The organism is Vibrio sp. 10N.222.54.A3, assembly GCF_041474095.1.
In the GTDB taxonomy this organism is placed as follows: Bacteria; Pseudomonadota; Gammaproteobacteria; order Enterobacterales; family Vibrionaceae; genus Vibrio; species Vibrio crassostreae_C.
The window spans coordinates 1-21,895 of record NZ_JBFRTN010000086.1 but is presented as its reverse complement, the minus strand read 5'-3'; the positions used below and the strand labels follow the sequence as shown (position 1 = coordinate 21,895).

Annotated in this window: 24 protein-coding genes; 5 read left to right on the top strand and 19 right to left on the bottom strand. The window is 45.6% G+C overall.

Going from position 1 to position 21,895, the window contains the following annotated elements:
• Positions 1-44: 44 nt before the first annotated feature.
• From AB4507_RS18245 to AB4507_RS18165, 17 genes are all read right to left on the bottom strand, one after another.
• Complete coding sequence (locus tag AB4507_RS18245; RefSeq protein WP_372183063.1) at positions 45-1,268, bottom strand: beta-ketoacyl-ACP synthase; 1,224 nt, start codon at positions 1,266-1,268, stop codon at positions 45-47.
• Complete coding sequence (locus AB4507_RS18240) at positions 1,265-1,990, bottom strand: 3-ketoacyl-ACP reductase FabG2 (RefSeq protein ID WP_108021020.1); 726 nt, start codon at positions 1,988-1,990, stop codon at positions 1,265-1,267. The genes AB4507_RS18245 and AB4507_RS18240 overlap by 4 nt, the downstream gene beginning before the upstream one ends.
• Entirely contained in the window at positions 1,987-2,451 is a 465-nt protein-coding gene (locus AB4507_RS18235) for a hotdog family protein (RefSeq protein WP_372183062.1), read from the bottom strand. The genes AB4507_RS18240 and AB4507_RS18235 overlap by 4 nt, the downstream gene beginning before the upstream one ends.
• Complete coding sequence (locus AB4507_RS18230) at positions 2,444-3,643, bottom strand: beta-ketoacyl-[acyl-carrier-protein] synthase family protein (RefSeq protein ID WP_171731510.1); 1,200 nt, start codon at positions 3,641-3,643, stop codon at positions 2,444-2,446. The genes AB4507_RS18235 and AB4507_RS18230 overlap by 8 nt, the downstream gene beginning before the upstream one ends.
• A gap of 5 nt (positions 3,644-3,648) precedes the next feature.
• Complete coding sequence (locus AB4507_RS18225; RefSeq protein WP_372183061.1) at positions 3,649-4,272, bottom strand: DUF3261 domain-containing protein; 624 nt, start codon at positions 4,270-4,272, stop codon at positions 3,649-3,651.
• Entirely contained in the window at positions 4,269-6,641 is a 2,373-nt protein-coding gene (locus AB4507_RS18220; RefSeq protein WP_372183060.1) for an MMPL family transporter, read from the bottom strand. The genes AB4507_RS18225 and AB4507_RS18220 overlap by 4 nt, the downstream gene beginning before the upstream one ends.
• Positions 6,613-7,311 carry an outer membrane lipoprotein carrier protein LolA gene (locus tag AB4507_RS18215; protein ID WP_372183059.1) on the bottom strand — a complete coding sequence of 233 codons (699 nt, stop codon included), beginning with the start codon at positions 7,309-7,311 and terminating at the stop codon, positions 6,613-6,615. Before AB4507_RS18215 ends, AB4507_RS18220 begins: the two co-directional genes overlap by 29 nt.
• Positions 7,298-7,828, bottom strand: coding sequence for a thioesterase family protein (locus tag AB4507_RS18210; RefSeq protein ID WP_009848597.1), 531 nt, complete (start codon positions 7,826-7,828; stop codon positions 7,298-7,300). Before AB4507_RS18210 ends, AB4507_RS18215 begins: the two co-directional genes overlap by 14 nt.
• Before the next feature lie 39 nt (positions 7,829-7,867).
• Positions 7,868-9,415, bottom strand: coding sequence for a histidine ammonia-lyase (gene hutH / locus AB4507_RS18205; protein WP_017099153.1), 1,548 nt, complete (start codon positions 9,413-9,415; stop codon positions 7,868-7,870).
• Positions 9,393-11,216, bottom strand: a complete 1,824-nt coding sequence (locus AB4507_RS18200; RefSeq protein ID WP_372183058.1) for a glycosyltransferase — start codon at positions 11,214-11,216, stop codon at positions 9,393-9,395. Before AB4507_RS18200 ends, hutH begins: the two co-directional genes overlap by 23 nt.
• Positions 11,209-11,571, bottom strand: a complete 363-nt coding sequence (locus tag AB4507_RS18195) for a 3-hydroxyacyl-ACP dehydratase (RefSeq protein WP_108208149.1) — start codon at positions 11,569-11,571, stop codon at positions 11,209-11,211. The genes AB4507_RS18200 and AB4507_RS18195 overlap by 8 nt, the downstream gene beginning before the upstream one ends.
• Positions 11,572-11,660: 89 nt before the next feature.
• Positions 11,661-13,043, bottom strand: coding sequence for an AMP-binding protein (locus AB4507_RS18190; RefSeq protein WP_372183057.1), 1,383 nt, complete (start codon positions 13,041-13,043; stop codon positions 11,661-11,663).
• A gap of 6 nt (positions 13,044-13,049) precedes the next feature.
• On the bottom strand, positions 13,050-13,607 hold the full coding sequence (locus tag AB4507_RS18185; RefSeq protein ID WP_050648062.1) for a septation protein IspZ: 558 nt from the start codon (positions 13,605-13,607) through the stop codon (positions 13,050-13,052).
• Complete coding sequence (locus tag AB4507_RS18180; RefSeq protein WP_102449223.1) at positions 13,607-13,864, bottom strand: acyl carrier protein; 258 nt, start codon at positions 13,862-13,864, stop codon at positions 13,607-13,609. Before AB4507_RS18180 ends, AB4507_RS18185 begins: the two co-directional genes overlap by 1 nt.
• Before the next feature lie 10 nt (positions 13,865-13,874).
• On the bottom strand, positions 13,875-14,135 hold the full coding sequence (locus AB4507_RS18175) for a phosphopantetheine-binding protein (protein WP_004736154.1): 261 nt from the start codon (positions 14,133-14,135) through the stop codon (positions 13,875-13,877).
• A gap of 104 nt (positions 14,136-14,239) precedes the next feature.
• Positions 14,240-15,010, bottom strand: coding sequence for a 1-acyl-sn-glycerol-3-phosphate acyltransferase (locus AB4507_RS18170; protein ID WP_102449222.1), 771 nt, complete (start codon positions 15,008-15,010; stop codon positions 14,240-14,242).
• Positions 15,007-15,756: a beta-ketoacyl synthase chain length factor gene (locus tag AB4507_RS18165; protein WP_372183056.1), complete on the bottom strand. Its 750-nt coding sequence runs from the start codon at positions 15,754-15,756 to the stop codon at positions 15,007-15,009. Before AB4507_RS18165 ends, AB4507_RS18170 begins: the two co-directional genes overlap by 4 nt.
• A 72-nt stretch (positions 15,757-15,828) precedes the next feature.
• On the opposite strand from AB4507_RS18165, the gene AB4507_RS18160 reads away from it, so the two are divergent.
• Genes AB4507_RS18160 through AB4507_RS18150 form a run of 3 tightly spaced genes read left to right on the top strand, consistent with a single transcriptional unit; the run spans position 15,829 to position 18,585 of the window.
• Positions 15,829-16,218, top strand: a complete 390-nt coding sequence (locus AB4507_RS18160; protein ID WP_019824137.1) for a hypothetical protein — start codon at positions 15,829-15,831, stop codon at positions 16,216-16,218.
• Positions 16,219-16,246: 28 nt separating this feature from the next.
• Positions 16,247-17,320 (top strand): methyltransferase, encoded by a 1,074-nt coding sequence (locus AB4507_RS18155; protein WP_050620606.1) that lies wholly within the window; start codon positions 16,247-16,249, stop codon positions 17,318-17,320.
• A 23-nt stretch (positions 17,321-17,343) separates the two neighbouring features.
• Complete coding sequence (locus AB4507_RS18150) at positions 17,344-18,585, top strand: NAD(P)/FAD-dependent oxidoreductase (protein WP_372183055.1); 1,242 nt, start codon at positions 17,344-17,346, stop codon at positions 18,583-18,585.
• A 128-nt stretch (positions 18,586-18,713) separates the two neighbouring features.
• Here AB4507_RS18150 and AB4507_RS18145 read toward each other — a convergent pair whose 3' ends face one another.
• Together AB4507_RS18145 and AB4507_RS18140 are read right to left on the bottom strand one after the other, a co-directional pair.
• Positions 18,714-19,220, bottom strand: a complete 507-nt coding sequence (locus tag AB4507_RS18145; RefSeq protein ID WP_017062268.1) for a hypothetical protein — start codon at positions 19,218-19,220, stop codon at positions 18,714-18,716.
• A gap of 139 nt (positions 19,221-19,359) precedes the next feature.
• The gene (locus AB4507_RS18140; RefSeq protein ID WP_017064138.1) at positions 19,360-20,493 is read right to left on the bottom strand and encodes a flagellar assembly protein FlgT; all 1,134 of its coding nucleotides are present in this window, start codon (positions 20,491-20,493) and stop codon (positions 19,360-19,362) included.
• 192 nt (positions 20,494-20,685) lie between these two features.
• Here AB4507_RS18140 and AB4507_RS18135 point away from each other — a divergent pair, with 192 nt between their 5' ends.
• Positions 20,686-21,321 (top strand): FlgO family outer membrane protein, encoded by a 636-nt coding sequence (locus AB4507_RS18135; protein ID WP_017064137.1) that lies wholly within the window; start codon positions 20,686-20,688, stop codon positions 21,319-21,321.
• A 9-nt stretch (positions 21,322-21,330) separates the two neighbouring features.
• Positions 21,331-21,762 carry a flagellar assembly lipoprotein FlgP gene (gene flgP, locus AB4507_RS18130; protein ID WP_372183054.1) on the top strand — a complete coding sequence of 144 codons (432 nt, stop codon included), beginning with the start codon at positions 21,331-21,333 and terminating at the stop codon, positions 21,760-21,762.
• Positions 21,763-21,895: the final 133 nt, after the last annotated feature.

Below are 21,895 nucleotides of genomic sequence, written 5' to 3'. Positions count from 1 at the left end.
CGCGATGAACCTTTTTATTTACTTAGCGTTTTATGTAGCTAAGCTTAGACTTTCTTGAAGATGATAGAGGTGTTGATTCCACCAAAAGCAAAGTTGTTGCTCATCAAGTATTCAACATCCAATTCGCGACCTGAGCCCGTGATGTAATCGAGCTTGCCGCACTGTTCATCGACATTCTCTAGGTTTAGGGTTGGGCTGAACCAACCGCTGTGCATCATCTCTAGGCTGAGCCAAGCTTCAATCGCACCACATGCGCCAAGCGTATGGCCAAAGTAACTCTTAAGAGAGCTAATAGGCACTTCGCCAAAGATATTCGCTGTCGCGTTACTTTCAGCGATGTCACCTTTTTCAGTCGCAGTGCCATGCGCCGAGACATAGCCAATCTTTTCAGCTGGAAGTTGTGCGTCTCTCAATGCTTTTTCCATACAGATTTGCATGGTTTCCATTTGAGGTTGGGTCACGTGGGCGGCATCGCAGTTGCTAGCGAAACCAATGATTTCGGCATAAACTTTTGCGCCGCGAGCAACCGCATGTTCGTACTCTTCAAGTATCAGAGTACCTGCTCCTTCACCAATCACTAGGCCATCACGCTCACTGTCGTATGGGCTTGGCGATTTCTTGGGTGTGTCGTTTTTTAAGCTCGTAGCGAAAAGGGTATCGAAAACGGCAGACTCAGTTGGGCATAGTTCTTCACCACCACCGGCAACCATCACGGTTTGGTAGCCGTGCTTAATTGCTTCATAGGCGTAACCAATAGCTTGGCTTCCTGAAGTGCATGCACTGCTGGTGGGAATCACGCGGCCGCGCAGTCCAAAGAACAGACCTACGTTTACCGCAGCAGTGTGTGGCATCATTTGTACGTAGGTTGTCGCCGTGATCGCTCGTGTCGATTTCTCGTTCAGCATCACGCCAAACGCACCAACGGCGTCGGTACTGCCGGTTGAAGAACCGTAAGCGATTCCGGTTTCGCCATTGGTTAATACATCGTGACCAATTAAGCCAGCTTGTCCTAAAGCATTTTCTGTCGCAACGGTGGCTAGGCGCGATACACGACCCATGCCACGCACTTGCTTACGCTTATAGTGTTTTGGCAGTTGAAAGTCATCAATTGGTGCGGCAAGTTTAGTATTGAGTCCATCATATTGCTCAAAACTTGGCATATATTGAGTCGCATTTTCACACGCTTTCAGCTTTGGCTCGATTTGTTGCCAGTCGTTACCAAAGGCAGTAACACCTGACATACCAGTTACAACAACGCGGCGGGTCATACTAAGCCTCCATTGACTGAAATCACTTGGCGAGTAACGTAGCCTGCAATATCAGACATTAGGTAACTCACTAGTCCTGCTACTTCTTCTGGCTCACCCATTCGGCGCAGTGGTACTTGAGGAAGTGCATGATCTTTCACGTGCTCGTCAACCATACCGGTATCGATTAAGCCTGGAGCGACACAGTTTACTGTGATTTTGCGTTTTGCGAGCTCTAGAGCAAGGGACTTAGTTGCCCCAATCACACCAGCTTTCGCTGCAGCATAGTTAGTTTGTCCGCGGTTACCCATGATGCCTGATACAGACGCTAGAGTGACGATACGGCCGCCTTTGCGCTTTTGGACCATAGGCATTACACAAGGGTGAAGTACGTTGTAGAAGCTGTCTAGGTTGGTATGGATCACGCCATCCCACTCTTCTTCTGTCATGGCAGGGAATGCAGTGTCGCGAGTAATGCCTGCGTTGTTTACCACACCATAGTAAGCGCCATGTTCAGCAATATCAGACTCAAGCGTTTTGCGACATTCGCTGCGGTTGCTGATATCAAATTGGATAAGACGCCCAGCGCCACCTTGCTCGGTGATCGATTGTAGAGTCTCTTCAGCACCCTGTTTGTCACCCATGTAATGAACGGCGATTTCAAATCCGTCTTTCGCGAGTTGAATAGCGATCGCTTTACCAATGCCTTTGCTGGCACCAGTGACTAAAACCTGACGGGTCATGATGGGCTCCTAGTTTTCATTTCTTGTAATTTTTGTTCAGTTGGCACGTAGACATTGAGTTGGCATTGAGCCACTAACTCGCCTTGGTCTTCGACTCTCGCGGTAAACACGGCCATACCACTGTCTTCCATCAGTTGTTCAGCATAGATATCAAGGGCCTGACCTTGAGTAAACTCATCACACAGTGATTTATAGCGACGAGATCCAAGTAGGAAACCGATAGGGGGAGTGGTGCCGCTTTTCAGAGCATGGTATCCAGACCATGCCGCTACAGACTGCGCCATAAACTCGATGCCAACATATGCTGGTACTGTTTGAGATTCGGCATTAAAGAACAGGTTATGGTCACCGATATCGACCTGACAGTGGATCGACAACGCCTCTACGCTGATAGCACGATCGATTAATATCATCGGATCATCGTGAGGGAGAAGTTGGTCTACAGAAGGGATATCAGTCATTTACTACACCAAAAATCAGGCTAATGTTGTTGCCACCAAAAGCAAACGAGTTGCTTAAGATGTTCTTTGCTTTAAGTTTCTGTGAACAGTTTACCAAATCAATCTCAATATCTTCAGCTTTATCCTGACATTTTTGTAAGGGAAGCGATAAGTCATATTTCAAAATATGCCAAGCAATTGCAGCCTCAATCGCACTTGCTGCGCCTAGAGTATGCCCGGTCAATGGCTTGGTAGAACTTACGGGAACCTTGTTTGCAAAAATACGATGAATGGCTTTACTTTCCATCGAGTCATTGAGTGGCGTTGCTGTACCATGTGCATTGATATAACCGATGTCTTCTACGTTTAACTGTGCAGAATGTAGGGCTTTTTTCATTGCCTGTTCAGCGCCATTTCCTTCAGGGTGAGGCGCTGAAATATGGTGTGCATCAGAGCTATCACCACAGCCTAATAAGGCAACTTGAGGTGTGCTTTGAGTAGAATGAGCACGCTTGAACTTGGTTTTACTGAGCAACATAAATGCGGCTGCTTCACCAATATTGATGCCATCCCGAGATTCGCTAAATGGCTTACAATGTTTGGTTGAAAGGGCTTCAAGGCCATGGAAACCATTGAGCGTCAACTTACATAGGGTATCTACACCACCCACTAACACGGCATCAGCCATGCCTGAATCTAACAAGCGTTGGGCGGTCAGAAATACGCGGCCACTGGATGAGCAAGCCGTAGAGATGACATAATTTGGTCCCGTTAACGCGCAATATTGGCTAACGAACTCAGAAGTGTCACCAAGCTCTTGTTTTGAGTAATGGTAATCTTCTGGAAATGCACCATTTGCCAGTTTTTGTTTAAATGCCGCTTCACCGTCTGAGATACCCGAAGTACTGGTGCCAATTACTACAGCAATTCTATCTGCGCCAAATTGTGACTTTGCTTTCTCAATAGAGTCTTTGATTTGATTGAGAGCTGATAACGCCAGTTGATTGTTGCGAGTGGCATACTTCGCGAGAGTGGACGGAACCTCTGGTAGCTCACCTGCGATTTTGCCAACGACAGTGTGTTTGCCGTCGTTCAGCATATCACTCACTTCAATCATGTTTGGTTCACGTTCGCCTTTTAGGCAGTCATGAATGTCAGTAATACTTGAGCCTAGCGCTGAGTGGAAACCACAGTCTTGGATATAAATAGGCATAGTGTTTAGCTCTTACTTGGGTTATCGATAATCGTTGAATTTAACGTTTGTATCGTAATGGTGTAGCCTTGGGTCAAATGTTTAAAAACAATGTTGCCTGCTGTTTTGTGTGTATTCGGTTGTGCTTGGTAATCAATTCGGATGATTGCCTGCTTCTTGTCATTAAACACAGTGCGGCTGTTATCTGTATCGACCAAATGCCAGCCTATACCTTGTAGCGGTTGGGCCCATGCTTCTGCAGGCCACAAGGTGAGCATTAAATTAAACAGTACTTGTTCGGGCTGCGGTAGGGTAGCTCCGAGGCCAGATAGCACTTGTGTTTCAATGGCTTGGTTTTGATACTGCAGCGATAAGATGCGTGTACCCCAAGAAGAGAAGCCCGCTAAAACGACCTTATCGGGCGTGACTTCAACTTGAACCGGTAACTGCTGGGTATCCTCTTGCCAAGTCGCGCTGATCAACTGACTTGCCGTCAATGAGTATCCAAGATCCGCAGGAAGGGGTAAGGCTAATTCTGTCTCTTGATCGATTGCGACACTTGCACCAGTTGGCTGCTGAGAAACCATCGAGCAGGCACTGAGCATTACACCCACTAGCATGACGAAGGTGATTTTTAATGTCCTGATCATCTAAAAACCTCTCGAGAAGTTGGTCTTTCTACGTTTTTGCTATTGTTGATCGCGAGTGGCGAAAGTAGCCACGCGATAAAGATCCCTGTAAGAACAGTAACACCGAAGCTATGAATGGCATGAGTCTGACTTAGTGACAATAAGCCAAATGAAAGCAACGTCGTGAGACCCGATAGGGTAATCGCTAATAAGGTGCTTAGTGATTTTTTCTGCTCAGCAAAGAACAGGGTATAGTCGATACCAATCCCTAAAATTAGAATCAGTCCAAGCAGGTTAAATAGATTCAGTGTCGAGCCTAAAATGCCCGTGACCGCTAAACCTGCGACTCCGGCAATCAATGAAGGCAACAGCATTAATAGGCTTTGCTTAACACCGTAGCGCCAACCTAAAACCATCCCAATAGCGGCCAAAGCTATCAATAATAGCTCGGTGATCTTGACTCTGTATTCCGCAAAGAGAGCGGAGATTTCATCGGCTTTATTAAGGTATTTAACACCTTGTTGCTGAGCAAAGCTTGAATCGAGCCATTGAGAGAACAGAGCTGAGTTTGTAACGTCTTTGATCAAAATGACTGACGCCGCTTGTCCATCGATAGGTTTTAACCAAAGTGGTCGAACAGGTTCTGACACCGGTGATTCTAAAAATCCAGATACCGTGATTGGTTCGAATTCTGGTAGTTGTGGAAAAGTAGACCAACCTAGCGTGCTTTGTAGGATATGGCTTTGCTGGCGATAGAGTTGTTCAACCAATTGATAGTTATCATGCTGGTCTTGTTTACTTAACAACTGCTGATTGATGCTGCGATATCCTGATATACCTTGGCTATCGATTAAAGAGTCTAAGCTCACGGTGATTTCTGCCAGTTTTATGAGTAGCTTTTGATCGCTCTTAGCGGTCACCAGCAGCATATTTTGGCCACTGCCTAATCCTGATATCTCAGTAATGGCTTGCTCTTGCTGTTTGAGTTGATCAGGCATCGCTTGAAGTTGGCGAATATCGTCGTCGTAGCGAATTTGACTGAGTGATATCAAGCTAACGACAGTCACTATTAATGGTAAGCCAATTCTAAACTTTTGGTTGCTCCAGAGACTTAACCAAGTATGCCAAAGCTTCGACAAGGGAAGCGGGCGTTCTTGGCTCGGTTTTGCAGCTAAAACTGGGTACCAACACACCACGCTGGCGTAAGCCGCAATAAGCCCAATCGACGAAAACAGAGCAAGTTGCTGTAACCCCGGGAAAGGTGCCACCAACAAACCTAGGTAGCCAATCAAGCTGGTGATCAGACCCAAGGTGATCGCAACGAGAATATGTTTCAACCCTTTGTCGCTTTGCCATTGATTACCCGCCGCCAAACGATCGGTTAGGTAATGAAAAGAGTAGTCGATGGATACGCCAATCAAGCTGGCACCGAATACCAAACTAAATAGGTGAACCTTGCCGAAGATAGCGACGGTGCTTGCAAGCGCAACCAACAACCCAGTGCTGATGGAGAGCAAGGATAAGGCAAGTGGTAGGGCACTACGAAACGTCAGCCACACCAATAAAATAACACCGGCTAATGAGCCCAAACCAATAGTACTGATTTCTGATTTCGCGCTTTCGGTGCCGTAATTGGCGTAGAACACCACACCAGTATGCTGCACTTTGACGCCAAACTGCTTTTCGACTTCGCGCTCAATTGAATCAAGATCGGGAAGTTGCTCTTGAATCGCCAAGCTATAAGGCGAGCCAGCCAGTGTAGCTGTCACCAAAATATGAGTTTGGTCATTAGATTGAGCGGTGAGGTACCCCTCTTTCAGAACAAAGTTACTTGATTGAACGCCAACTGCGCTGATGTAGTCGCGAAATAGTAGAAATGGATCCATCGACAGTTCGGCTGCAGTGACGCCTGAGAACGGATTGTACAGAGACTGAATCACATATTGAGCTCGCGAATCCGGCGAGTGTGTCAGCGTCTCTTTTTGTTGTTGGGTCAGCAGTTGAGCTCGGTGACGAAAATAGAAGTCGCTCCACTGGCTTTGAGTACTGGCGTTGATTTTTCCTTGAACTTGCTTAAACAGAGTTGGCTGGCTTGAGAAAGCTCTTTGGTTAAGTTTTTTTTCAAAAGCGTCAGTCGCTGTCATGGCTTGTTCGACGTCGGAGGCACTTATGATAAAGACCACTTGCTCGCTCATCGAGCTGGATATCTGCTGAAAGGCTTGCTCTACTATGGGGTCTTGCTGGTTTTCTGGCAGCAATTTCATGATGTTGCTTTCAATGGGTACTGACGAAGAAAAAGCGAATTGTTTGATCAACAATCCGCTAAATAGCACTACGACAACAAGCCAAGCAAGGGCTAGACTAGAATTGGAATTGTTGCGCTTCAGCATCTGATAATACTTCCGGTAGATGGCTTAACTGGCTAAATTCGATCACTGTGCTGTCTCCACGAACTTCTCTAAGTTCGATACGTTCAATGTCACCTTGTCCTTGCAGCGTGATGGCTTCAAACACCGCGTTCATTGGTGCATTCTTTGGCTTTAGAGTGAGTGTCCATCGTGTGTCTTCTGAACTTGAGTTTGCACTTTCATCAGAATTTTTCGCAGTTGCTGGTTCAAATGAAAGTGAGAATTGCTCTTGAAGCTTTTGCGTATCCCCATGAAACACTGACAAGAAGATATGGCTGAAATAAAACGCCATCGGGTTTTCTTTGTCGGTGATGATTTTAGCGGGTTGATCTGCAAACCTTTGGCTCAGTTTGTTATCGGTTAGCACTAAGCTCACAGGGAAGGGGGTCGCTTGTGTCCAAAGTAAACCATTCGACTTGTCTAACAGGAAAGTACCTTGTGATGTTAAAGGTTGGGCGAACATTTCCATGTTGCGTGTTTGAGTGAACTGACCACGAACGATACTATTTTCGCTTAACACGGTTTGTAGTTCTGTAATAGAACCGACAGCATTTGTGTTCTCGCTAGCGCCAGCAAAGTGACTAGCCATCATTGAAGCAAGCCCTAGCAGTGCGATACTGATTTGCTTACGGCCGTGTTTAAACAGACTCATGTTTCACCTGCTGCTGTGTGTTAGATACTTGAGATGGGTCTGATTGTTGGTCGTTTGGTTGCTGCTCAGCTGATTGGGGTAAGCAGCCAAATTGATGCCAGCGTTCGACTTTATCGGTAAACACCTTCGGCGAAGCAAAACACATCTCTTGCTCTTCAATGGTTACTGCAACCTGCATGGTGTGAGCGCGTGTCATACGAGCACCGGTGTTGGCATCGTGAATTTCGTAGTCAACACGCAAGCGGTTTTCCCATTCAGTTAACTTAGCGGATACCGTGATCTGATGATTAAACGGTATTGCTTTGATGTACTTTACGCGCGTGTCGATGATCGGCCACATGTAGCCCGAATCCTTCATCTCATGGTAGTTGTACTCAATCTTATCCATCATGATGCGCCTAACTTCTTCAAAAAATCGGAAGTAGTTGCCATGGTAGATCACGCCCATTGGGTCGGCATCTTGGAATGAGGTTACTAAAGTAACCTCTGATTTTAATGGATGAAGGATTTCAGACATAAATCGCTCTCAACAATATTGCGTAAAGGGTTAGCTACTCTAGGAGTAAAGTGACCAGTGTTGACTTTGAATACGAGCAATGAAGTGGCGTAGATCGCCTTCAAGTGGTCGATCTTCTACGATAAATTCAAACTCTTTAAGCACTTCGTCGCGAATGTGCTTTAGGTTTTCACTCATGTGGTGCTCATCAAGCTCATTATGGCGTTTACGAAGCTCAAGCGCTTGTGTCCCCGCCAGAAGTGATGCTGCCGCTACTTGTTCAGTCAGTTCAAGAACGCGTAAGCAGTCACGAGCCGCAATGGTGCCCATGCTGACTTTGTCTTGGTTGTGACACTCGGTTGAACGAGAGAACACGCTTGCTGGCATGGTGTGTTTCAATGCTTCTGCTGTCCAAGCTGAAACGCCAATCTGTACCGCTTTGAAACCGTGGTTGATTGGTTTACGTTCGCCTTCAGCACCCGTTAGGTTAAATGGTAAGCCGTTGTTGAACTTGTAATCCATCAACTGCGCCATTTGGCGATCAAGTAGATCTGCAAGGTTGGCTACTGCTGTTTTTAGCGTATCCATTGCCATTGCGATGTGGCCACCGTAGAAGTGTCCACCGTGCAGTACGCGCTCATTGTCGCCATCGATAATTGGGTTATCGTTAGCACTGTTGAGCTCGTTCTCAATCATTTGGCGTAGCCAAGGCAGAGAGTCTTGAACCACACCAATCACATGTGGAGCACAACGCAGTGAGTAACGATCTTGTAGGCGATCACTGTTGCGTGGCGGACGATCCGCTTGTAAGTCATCACGTAGCCATGCAGCAACTTGCTGTTGACCCGGATGAGGCTTAACTGCAAACAGCGCTTCATCGAAATGGAAATCGTTGCCTTGCATACCTACAGACACCATTGCGGTGATCTTAGTCGATAGCTGAGCTAGGTATTCTGCACGTTTGTAGGCGATACAAGCCAAAGCCGTCATTACTGACGTGCCATTCATCAATGCCAAGCCTTCTTTTGGCTTAAGCTTGATAGGGTTAATCCCTAGCTCTTTGTAAACGTCACTAGTAGGGCGAACTTCACCTTTGTAGATGACATCGCGCTCACCAATCAGTGCAGCTGCCAGATAAGACAGCGGCGTTAAATCACCACTGGCACCAACCGATCCTTCTTGAGGAATGCGCGGCGAGATATCTTGGTTGATCAGAGTGACGATCTGGTTGAGCAAATCGTGAGTCACACCAGAGACACCTTGTGATAATGAACAAAGACGTGTCGCTAATACTGCACGAGATTGTTCGTGAGACAGTATTTCGCCTAAACCACAGCCATGAAAGCGCGTTAGATGCAGTGGTAATTCATCAACAAGGTTTGGCGGAATTGCAACGGTACATGAGTCACCGTAGCCCGTTGTCACACCATAGATCACGCCTTCTTCTTTCAATAGGCGTTCTAAAAAAGCGACACCGCGGTCGATCTTTGATGTGAACTCATTGCTTGAGTTCATCGAGGCTTTTGCGCCTTGTGAAATAGCGACAACATCCTCAATCGTGAGGCGTTCGGCACCAAAGGTGATGCTATTTGGATTTGTTTTCGTCATGGTGCTTGCTCAATGTCCAAAAGTTAAAAAAGTTGTACCACTGAAGCGGTGCTTTCAGTGTGTAGTGCTGAAGTCGGTCTGCGTATTTCTGCACGACTTGCTGTAAAGATTGTTCGCGAGTCTTCCTTGGTAGCTCTATCTTGTCGCTGAAATGCTCAAAATAGACATTAAAATGCGGTTTGGTTTGTGAGTCATCTCGTAGGCCAAACAATAAGAATACTGGCGCTTTGAGAACAGAGGCTAACATAAATGGCCCTTGAGGGAAGGGAGCTTCTTTACCCAAGAACTCTGCCCATACTGAGCGACTCTCTTTGCTGGTGGAGGTTCTATCACCAACGATCACAATCCATTCACCTTGCTCCAATTTTTGTTGCAACAAGATGGCGGTATCAGGGCCCATCGATGTCACCTGAATCAGGTTTAAATCAGATTGTGGGTTTACTGCTTTCATCACCGAATTAAAGCGTTCGGCGTGTTCCGTGAAGACCAGCGCATTGATTTTGATGTGTGAGTGTCGACGTCCCAAAGCACGGCACAACTCGATATTGCCAAGATGAGAACCCAGAATCAGCACACCTTGTTGGTTTGCCACCATGTTCTCAAATTGTTCTTGACCATGAATGCTCAGGTTATCGACTGAAAAATCCCCTTTCCATGCCGCCAACTTGTCTAGCATGGTATGGCCAAACGAGAGTAGATGGTTATAACTGGTTAATTCAGCGGGTAACTCTATATTCTGTTGTTCAGCGTATGCCTTAAGCTGAAATAGGTACTGTTCTGAGGCGTTTCGTGCACGTTTGCCCGTTAGATGGTAGTAACGCATCACACCGCGTAAAATCAGATTAAATACGCCTCGGCCTAACAAGGTATAAACGGCCAATAACAGTTTGATTCCCAGCACAGTGCCGCGTTCTTGAGTACGTGACCAATGGGGTTGTTCTGAACCTATCTGTTCGGAATTTACCTGTCTTGAATCTGCCGAGGAATCTTGGCTATTTTCAGCCGATAACTTCTTCGCTGAATCCGACTTGAAATGACGCGCGATCAGTTTTGGTGCTCTTGGCAACATGCCGAAGAACAGTCGCGTGTGCATCCAACTGATTTTTACGTTGTCCCACAGTGCATCGAAATGAGAGATACCATTCTCTGGGTAGATAACACGCGTTTCAACGAAGTCGATATCGCAGCCTTCCCAATACAGGCGAACCAGAATCTCGATATCAAAGTCCATTCTCGAACCGACATCGTATTTATTCAGTACGGTTTGCGTCTTATCGATTGGATACGCTCTAAAGCCACACATGCTGTCTTTAATTGATAAAGAAAGGGTTTCTATCCATACCCAGATATGTGTCGCGTAGCGTCCGTAGAGCCTTGCCTTAGGCACGCTCTCGTCATAGACCGGCTGACCCGAGATAAGGTGCTGGGGCTTAGTTTGTGAAGCTTGGATTAATGCGGGTAGGGCGTCTAGTTCATGTTGCCCATCAGCATCAATCTGAATGGCATGACTAAAGCCGAGCTCTTGCGCTCGCTTAATGCCCGCTTTTACTGCGCCGCCTTTGCCTTGGTTCTGATGAAGTGTTACCAAAGTCACGCTTGGGCTATCGGCAAGTGGAGTCAGAAAATGTTTGGTCTCGAGTTCACTGCCATCATCAACAATAATGATCGGAAGTTCGAAATTAAGAAGTGATGAGACCACCGAGGGCATGGTTGCGCCGTGGTTAAAGCACGGAATTAGGAAGCAAGCCTTGTAGTTGCTTTCTTCAAGTGCGTGTTGAGAAACCGCCTCAGCGCTATTCACTTTTCTCTCCCAGCTTCATTTTGCCTGAAGAATGAGTTTGTTCGCCATTGTTCGACGTGTAACTAAAGCTCAACTTATCTTTGTCAGCATCCCACTTGAGTGACAGCTGAATGGTCGAATCAGGCAGGATCGGCTCTTGGAATTTGATGACTTCCATGCCTTTAAAGTAACCAGGGACACTCAGCTCTTGAACTGCATAGTGAAGTGCCCAATCAATCTGTGTAACACCCGGAAGAATAGGGAAGTTCTTGAAGTGCCCCTTAAAATCGGTGATGTCCCCAGTAACATGGAGTGTCAAAGTCGATTCTTTCTCTATAGTGTCAACAGCAATGACGTTTGGTTTTCTCTTATCCATAGCGCGTGCTTAGAATCCTTGGGCTGAAAATGGGTGTTGTGACAAAAATATAAAAAGACAGTCTCAGTGTAAAACACGATAAGCGATTTCTATGATTTTACGAGCTGCTCTATGTGAGAGGTTAACCGCTTACCTTGGCTGTTGAGGGGAATCTCGTCAACAACACGATATTTTCTTGGGATGGCGATCGGTTCTAACCACTTTCTCAACTCTGAACGCAGCATCAACCAGAATTTACCTTTACTCATGGTGGCGAGTTTCGCTTGGCCTTCCTCTGATAATACCAAAACCGACGCTAAGATTAAGCGCTCAGGTTCTTCAAATGGAATCACCACGCACTCACTGATCCAAGGAAGTTGCTCTAGTCGCTTTTCGACTTCAACCAGTGATACTCGTTTTTCTTCTATCTTGATCACTCGATCGGTTCGGCCTTTCAATATGAATTGATTGCTCGAGACCATTTCGCACTCATCGGCGGTTTGATACCAGTTGTTTTTGTCGATGTACGGCGACAATAACTTAATGCAATTCTCACTGTTGAGACTAGCCTCAATACAGTCAAAAAGCTGCCAAGGTGTTTGAGCGCTCTCTTGCTGACGAAATGCGATACCGCCGGTTTCAGTGCTACCAAAAACCTCGATGGGAAAATGTCCTAACAAGTTAAGTGCTTGGTGAGCCGATTCGGTTGGTAAAGGGCCACCAGAAGAGAACACACCAGCTAGCTGTGCAGGTTTTGTCTCATGTTTTAATCGCTTGAGTAGCGCAGGGCTACTGATCAGCACGCTCTGTTTGTTAGCGTGAGATAGGATTTGTTCTGGGAACTCAAGATTGTGTCGAGCAAATGGAACACCAGAACAAAGTGGCCATAAAATTCGGAACAACAGACCATATATATGTTGGTGTGAGACCGTGCTGTGGACTCGGTTGCCCTTAAGTAAATCGCCCCAGTTTTTATCTAGCTGAGCGATTTCAATATCTAGGTGCTCTAAGGTTTTGTCGATGGCCTTTGGCGTACCGCTTGAACCTGAAGTAAACAGGGTCAATTGGATGGCTGCTAACTCAATGGTGGGAAGATTATCGGTTAGAGGCTCGCGTGTTTCGGTGTCTAATAAGGTTTGGATATTGCGAACTTCACTTACTTCCACTGCACCAATCGCATCATCGACCAACAGACAGTCAAAATGTTCATTCAGCTCGGCAAGCGCACAAGGTTGATAGTTACCTGGCAAAATGATGTGTTTGTGGCTGACTGCGCACGCTAAAAAGGCCACCGAAAATAGGTAGCTGTCTTGGGTACAAATCGCAACTCGTTGAAAAGGGGATGAAGATAAAAGGTGTACGAGTTGAGATAAGTCGTCGTTAAATGTTTGCCAAGTAATCTCACTATTGTCGTCAAAGCAGACAATAGATTCAGGGGCTCGGTTTTGACTGAGGAGTTCAGACAATGAGATGTAAGATACGGTTTGGGTCATAACAATTTAACTCTGACGAATGCGCTGTCTTACCACCCACTCTCCTGCAAAGAGTAACCCGGCGAACAAATAGCTGAGTAAGCCATTGTATAGGGTCCAGATTTCAAGAGGTTGGAAGCAGGTATAAAAGGCGATAGAGCCATTGATAACAAAGAATAAACACCAAACCTTGGTGACTTTTCGTGTGTAATCAACGCCACTTTGCGGAAGTTCAGGCTCTTGGAGTCGAGCAAGACGTTCGATAATGGTTTGCGGTTGCCATAGGCTTGAAGCGAATACAGCCAACATACAAACATTAACGATGACGGGATAATAGGTTAACCAGCCATGCTGTTTGAAGGCTAACCCTAATGCCAGTAGAACAATTCCGGCACTTCCACTGATCCAAGCTAGGTGTTTTAGCTCTTTGATCTTAGCCTGACCGCCGGTGAAAATGCGGACAGCAAAGATAGCGGCTAAGACGATACCAACGGTTTGTAGGCCAAACTTGTTGAGTCCAAAGTAAACCGCTATTGGATAAGTGAAAAGTATGATTGCCGACAATAAAGTCAGCAGAGGACGCATTAGGCGTCCTTCAATAGTTCAACCACAGACTCCACAACGTCATTAACGGTGCGTACTGCTTTGAACTCTTCAGGTTTGATCTTCTTACCCGTTACGTTCTGTAAATGAACGACCAAATCAACCGCATCAATGCTGTCTAGGTCTAGGTCGAGATAAAGGTGTGCTTCAGGCGTGATATCTTCAGCCTCAAGCTCAAACAGCTCAATAAGCGCATCTTTAACCTGATTGTATACTTCTTGTTGGTTCGCTTGTGTCATAAAGATCTGTCTAGTTGTTTGTTTGAGAAGAGATGTAGTTCGCTAGATTTTCAACTGACGCAAAGTGCTGTCGAGTGTTTGAATCGTCGGCATCGATAACAATGTTGTACTTTTTCTTGATAGCAAGACCAAGCTCAAGTGCATCGATAGAATCTAGTCCAAGTCCATCACCAAATAGTGGAGCTTCTGTTTCAATCTCATCAATGCTCATGTCTTCAAGGTTCAATGCGTCGATGATCAGTTGTTTCAGTTCGTTGTGTAATGTTTCCACTTTGGCCTACTTAATGCTTTATCTGAATGCTGCTTTAAGGGGGCGATTCTACATTATGCGATGTATTTTCAAAATGCCGATATCGCCGGTTGTTTATTGATTAGCTAAATGTTTTCTTCGGAAGGAAATATAGTATGTGCAAGATGATGATTAAGGCGTCTTGCTGCCGAAGTTAAGTTATTTGCATTCTCAATAAATGGTGCGACTTCTATTTTACCTTTCACCGCGATATGAAAAAAGGGTTTCGTAGCAGGAACTTGATACCATTTTTTCTCTTTCGTTAAGAATGTCGGAGAAACCGTAATATTAATCACGCGTAAATCGGTTTGTGTTCGAGTGGCAATTTGCGCCGCACCACGTTGTAATGATGGTTCAATTCCTGGTGTTGTGCGAGTCCCTTCGGGAAAAACCAGCAGTACATTGCCACGTGAAAAGCGTTCTTCACAACGTTCTAAAAGATCATCAGGTGCTTGATTGGGTATGTAACCCGCCGCTTTAACAATTCTCTTCATAAACGGGTTTTCCCATATTGCCGCTTTGACGAGGCAATCACATTGAGGAAGTTGAGAGGCGATCAGCACATAGTCGATTAAGCTCGGATGGTTGGCAACGATGATGCAGTTGCGATCTTCGCGTAGCAGTTCGGCGCCATCAATTCTGTAATCAATTGCGCCTGTGAACTTCATGATTTGGCAAAAAGCATTGAATGAGAAACGAATCAGTCGCTGAACTTTGAGCTCTCTTTGAATGGTGTTTGATGTGGTGAGTGCGATCGAAGGCAAGATCAAAAAGCTGAGAACTAAGCCTCCCAGCCCAAAAGTGGTAAAGCAGAACCCTGTCGCAAACACTCGCCAATATTGGTCTAACTTGCTCATTGCTGTGTTCCTGTCTTGGCGTTATTTATCCACGACCAAGTTTGGTGCTTGCCAGCAACAGTCCACTTATTTGTACCCAATAAGATATGTTGGAGCGTTTGTAGCCCTTGTGGTAACCCGGAAGATGCTTGGTTGGCTTCTACTGTTCTAGTTATAGAGTATTCACTGCCAGTCGTGAGCACTAAGCCCAAAGCATAATCTGCATAGTGCTGAGATTCGTATTCTTGGTAAAGCTCAGGCAAAGGCTGGTCGAAATCAATGACGAGCACACGATGTGACGGATACTGATGTAGGTAAAGATAAGCTTCAATCAGGGCGTTATGAAAGGTATCTTGCCCAGCCGCGATAGAGGTCAGTGGAATCGGCGCTTTTGCGGCAATCGTTGTGAGACCAGCAGCGGTATTGTGCACCGACTGCGAGAACGCCATTGGTGAGGCGTCATCACCTTCTAAGATTGATTGAATCAATGTGGCAGTTCGGTGCAGCTCACCATGTCGGCTGGCAAAAACCAGAAAATCAACCGAGGTGTCTTTTAATAGAGTCAATGCAGTTTGGACGGCAAGCTTACTTTGCAGGCTCATTCGGCGGCGCATCATCGGTGGGATCGCTTTAAATTCAGTTGAGCCATCTTGTGGCCAATCTAAATTAGTGCTCCACGCTTGCCATTGGGCAACAGAATTGAGACCAGCCGAATTTGCAGACCATTTCTCAATATTAAACGACATTAATTGGGGTTGATTTGACATAGAGTATTGATTTGCTTTGGGTCTAACTAAATACTATGCGCGCTTATAAATAAACACAGATAAGGAATTTAAATGAAATTACTAAAAATAGCGGTTTCAATGTTATTCATATTCGTTCTTGCAGGATGTGGACGCGTCCAACCTGTAATGAATGTTGAGGATACTCCAGTTGCACTGAATCTTCAAAGTAAACAGGTTAAATCAGCTATTTATGAATCGGCTGAAAATCGAGGCTGGTTGGTTTCAGAAATAAAGCCTGGTTTGATTCGTGCTGAGTTGTATGTTCGTTCGCACCACGCTGTGGTTGAAATTCCTTATAGTGATAAGTTTTACTCTATTCTTTACGTTGAGTCAGAGAATTTGAAGTACGACGATGGTGAAATACACCGTAATTACAACCGTTGGGTTAATAACTTAAACGTTGATATTAAACGTAAGCTTGCACAAATGGCAGCTGAGTAACTCTCTATTATTTAAAGTTAGGTTTTTCGTGTCGGAATATAAATTAGATCCATTCAACGCATTAGAAGCAAAAACAGAAGCGCAGAAATTGTCTTTCGCTCCTATTGTTTTTCATACTGCTCGTACACTTCGTGATTTAGGCATCTTGAAAGCGTTAGATGATGCGGGCAACGAGGGTTTGCCAGCAGAGTCTATCTCTGAATCAACCGGTGTCTCTGAGTACGGCGTGAAAGTCCTGCTCGATATGGCGTTAAGTGCGCATATTGTTACTTGGGACAAACCTAACTACAAAATGGCCAACCTTGGCTTCTACCTTCTGCACGATGGCATGACTAACGCAAACATGGATTTTACGGCTGATGTTTGTTATGCCGCGATGATGCATCTAACCGAAGCGATTGAAGAAGGCACTCCAGCTGGTTTGAAAGAGCTGGGTGACTGGGAAACCATTTATCAAGGCTTGTCTCAATTGCCAGAAAAAGCCAAAGAGAGTTGGTTCAAGTTCGATCACTTCTATTCTGATCGCTCGTTCCCAGTATTACTTGAAAAAGTCTTCAGCAAGAAACCTAAATCGCTGGTGGATATTGGCGGCAATACAGGCAAGTGGGCAATGCAGTGTTGCAACCACGATTCTGATGTTGAAGTGACGATTGTTGATTTGCCACAGCAGCTAGAAATGGCAATGGCAAACGCAACGCAGCATGGTCATCAAGACCGAGTAACGCCATTCCCAGCGAATATGTTGGATAAGCAGCAAGCGCTGCCAACGGGCGCCGATGTGTGGTGGATGAGCCAGTTCCTTGATTGCTTCTCGCCAATGGAGATTCTGAGTATATTAAAGCGTGTTCGCTCTCATATGTCAGAAGACGCGACTGTCTATATCCTTGAACTGTTTTGGGATGCACAGAAATACGATGCGGCTTCTTATAGCTTAAACGCGACGTCTCTCTACTTTACCTGCTTGGCAAATGGCAACAGCCGTTTTTACCGCAGTGAAGATTTCTTAGAGATCGTTGAAGAAGCGGGCTTTGAAGTGGTAACTCGTACCGACGACATCGGTCTTGGTCACACGCTTCTTGAATTGAAAGCTGGCGCGCAATAAAAATAACAAACATGGCTTAAATAATGAAAAAACTATCAACTCAAGTGGTGATCATCGGAGCTGGGCCGTCAGGTTCAATTGCTGCGTCTTTGCTTCATAAAAAAGGCATCGATATTCGAGTGATTGAAAAGAGCGTATTCCCTCGCTTTTCTATTGGTGAAAGCCTATTACCAGCTTGCATGGAAGTGATTGAACAGGCTGGGATGACTGACGCAGTAATCAACGCCAACTTCCAATACAAAGATGGCGCAGCCTTTCGCAAAGATGGTGTTTATACCGCGTTCAATTTTGAAGACAAGTTCTCTTCTGGTCCAGGAACCACGTTTCAGGTTCAGCGAGGTGCCTTTGATAAGGTTTTGGCAGATACGGCTGAGTCGCAGGGTGTCAGCATTGATTACCAACATGAGTTGATGGGCATTAATTTCACCGACGACAGTACCATCTTAGATGTGCAAGTGCTGGGTGGAGAGCGCTATCAGCTAGAAGCGCAATACGTGCTAGATGGCAGTGGCTTTGGTCGAGTGCTACCGAAAATGCTTAACTTGGAAGAGCCGTCATCACTTCCTCCACGCAAAGCTATTTTTACGCACATTAACGATCATATTGCAGAGGTTGATACCGACCTTGAATATGACCGAAATAAAATTCTTATCTCTGTGCATCCAACCAACCCTGATGTTTGGTATTGGTTGATCCCGTTTAGTAACGGTGTCTCTTCGTTTGGTGTCGTAGGAGAGCCTAAGTTCTTTGAGTCCTATCCAGAAGACAAGATTGCTGCAATTAAACAGCTGGCAGCGGAAGAGCCGGGCTTGGCTGAGATACTGGCAAGCGCCGAGTATCCAAACCCTGGGGGTGAAATTGGTGGCTATTCTGCCAATGTAAAACATTTGGCGACGGATAAGTACGCGTTGCTTGGCAATGCCGGCGAGTTCCTTGACCCGGTGTTCTCGTCAGGCGTGACGATTGCGATGAAGTCGGCACAGTTTGCGGTTGAGTGTGTCGAAAAGCAACTTAACGGTGAGAAGGTAGATTGGGAACGCGATTATGCCGCTCCTTTGATGGTTGGTGTAAACACCTTTAGAACGTATGTTGAGGGGTGGTACTCAGGTACTTTGCAGGATGTGATTTTCTATCAAGATCCAAATCCAAAGATTAAGCAGATGGTGTGCTCAATTCTGGCGGGTTACGCATGGGATCAAGCCAACCCTTATGTGAAAGAGTCTAAGCGCCGATTGGCGACACTGGCTGAGATATGCCGAAACTAGGTAATCGATTTTGTATGTAGCAATACTCTAAATTGCCACGATGGATCGTCATAAATTAAAAACAGCCGCAATGTGCGGCTGTTTTTGTATCTGAAAAATATGGGCGGTCAGCTTAATCGGATTTAAGCCTATTTTAAGTCGATGCTGTTCAATCGTCCCATAAATATAAGTAGATCAATTACGTCTTTGTGAGCATCAAGCAGCGCACGTTTGGTTTGGCTGTAAGCGGCAAGTCGGCCGTGCTTTCTGATTGAACATACCTTGGTTTTGTACTTGTAGTCACCATTCTCAGAGAAGACGCGCCACTTAGCGATGTAGCACTCGTCGCGGTGCTCAGGATCACTCTGAGTTGGATTTGGCTTGAATACAATTTTGGGTTCTAAACTATGAGGCAGGCGCGTCATTAGGTAGGGCTCTTTGAGGACTTTGGGCCAAAATTTACCCCAAAGCTGTCTGCCCAGTTCATCTCTTAATTTAATGGTTTTCTTTAGTGCTTTGTCTTCACCCATACGAACAAAACCGACCGACCGATGCAGCACCGTATCTTCGGGAGTATGGATGTGGATCTTAAAAGCGGTTTTACCTTTCGAGATAAAGCGGTAACCGGTAGCACCAATTAGATTATTCTGACTCATAGTTTGCTAAGTGATGATTATGTTATCAATAAGATTACGCCAAATACTGCAAAACCGAAACTAATACCCATGAAAAAAATAAAGCCTTAGCATCTTTGCTAAGGCTTTATTAGAAACTCTGAGACGAGAGTGTCGCTAACTACATGATTTTCTGCATCACATCACCAATTTGAATGCTTCCCGCAAGGCTTGGCTGATCAATCGTGAGTTCCGCTTCGTTTTCGTAAACGCGAGAAACCGTTAGGGTGATGTCGCTTTGAGAAACCTTGTTGCGTGGCAAGCCGCGTTGGTCGATAAACGAACCTGTGTGCCACAGTTGCAGTTTGTCACCTTGTTGAACACCATGCATTCGACCTAAATCAATGGTCACCGTGTTACCAAATACCGCTGCCACCTCTGGAAGCGTGATCTTACATGACACTTCAGATTCCAAGTCCAACATAATATTGCGGCTAACACGCAGCATCATACTGCCGTAGGTTGATGCCCAGAAACGAGCACTGCGGGTGTCCACTTCACTGGTCTTGGCAAATGGCCACTTTGCCACTTCACGATAGCTACGGTTGTAAACCTGATGTCCTGTTTTACCATCGAAGACTTGCATCTCTAACGCAAACTGACGATTGATGATGTCGTCTTTCAAAAGCTTGGATTCGATGGTCGCGGTTAAATCGGTAATGTCGCCACCAATGATGTACTGCGCGCCAGTGTCTTGGGCGATCATCTTGATCACCTCTGGTCGACGCTTGTCGATATCGTAATTGGTCGTGCCAACGGAAACAAAGCTGCGAGACTCTTGCGCCAGCTGTCGGTCCACGACATGGCCAAAATCATCACCAATGTTATAGATTCTGCCCATTACAGCTTGCTGAGGGGAGGTCACATCAATGTTGCCGACTAAAAATGTCTTCTTGTATTGGCTCTCATGGCAAGCATTTGCCGAAGGATAGATATCGATCCTTGCGGTGATCATTATATTGCCACTGCGTTTTTTCTCTTTCTCTACCAAGATGTAGCGCACTTCATGATTGGTAAATTGAAACTCTTTCTTGTTTGCGTCGAGGTACGGCGTGAGGTTGGAGATACTACCAATATCAGCACCTGAGAACTGGATCGCTTTATATACCGCGTCTTCCAGAGCATGAACCCTTGCCGTTTCCTCTGAGGATACGATGGCTGCGGTACCGGTAACTTCATACCAAGAGGCATGAGCACTGAAGCTTATGGTTATCAGTGAACTTATTGAAAATAAGTAAGAAATTATTTTTTTCATCTATTCGTTACCAGTTGGGTATAAATATTGCTTAACAAATAACTATAAGCTTGAAGCTGACTTAAGTGCGTTTTTCTTAATCTGAACCATTAATGAAAAGCAAAGACTGTTCCAACATTGTAATCCATTGAAAAGAATAATGGTGAGAACATATTGGAACAGGGAGCACTAAACCTATCTGGAGATAAGAGAATGAAAAAATGGCTCGTAGTAATGAGTGTCATGTTGTTGACCTCATGCGCTTATTCGCCAATCTATAACGGCAAGTCTGAATATTCAGGCAGTCAGTTTATGTTGATGGATAGCCCTCGTCATACCATGGATTTCTTCGTGGAAAGTATGACCGAAGATCTGATCATTTCGAATACGAGTATCTCAGCAAGAACTCCGATAGCGATTACCTCGTTTGTCGACCTACAACACATGGACACAACGAACTGGCTAGGAAACTCGGTATCAGAAGGTTTCATTCATCAGTTTCAGCGTCGTGGCTTCAAGGTTGTTGATTTCAAAACAACAGGTTCTATTCAAGTGACTCACCAAGGTGACTTCGCGTTAAGCCGCGATTGGAAAGACTTAGCTCAAGAGCAAGACGTACAGTACGTACTGACAGGCACTATGCTGCGCCAAGAAGGCGGTGTGTTAGTCAATGCTCGTGTTGTTGGCATGCAAACTCGCATTGTCGTGGCGACGGCACAAGGCTTCTTGCCTGCAGACCGTATTGGTCGTGACCTAGATACTCTAAACAGTATTCGAACTCAAGATGGCGTTATCATTCGTTCTGACCCAACGATCAGCCAGCCTTATACTGTTATTCTTCGCCCTTAGGAGTTCGAGATGAAGAAGTTAATATTTGTTGTTGCCGCTTTACTGCTTGTTGGCTGTCAGCCACTGCAAAACATGAGGCCAGACGACTACTTAGTTGCCGTTGGCTACGCGAGTATCAGTGAGCAGAAGGGACGTAACGATGAAGAAAGACGTATCCGTGCGATGAGAGCTTCCAAGATCGATGCCTATCGTGAACTTGCTGAACAAGTCTATGGTATGCGAGTGAGTGGTCGAGCAGAGTTGGAAGATCAACGCCTTGGTACAGAGCGAACTTCTGGTGCGGTTGATGGCGTAATCCGCGGTGCAGAAGTGGTACGCAGCTACCCTGTGGGCGATAGCTATGTAACAGAGCTTCAGCTTGATATCCGTAAGATGGAAAAGCTACGTGATTACGGTGAAGTACAACCAGTGCCTGAGAAGAGACAACAAACGCTGTTCTAGTATCCGTGCATGAATTAATTATATTGGCTGTCAGTCGCTTTCCAGATGGCGTATCGGCAATTAATAACTGTTATGAATAAAAAAGCGGCAAGTATGAAAATACTTGCCGCTTTTTTGGTGCGCCGAGCATGGC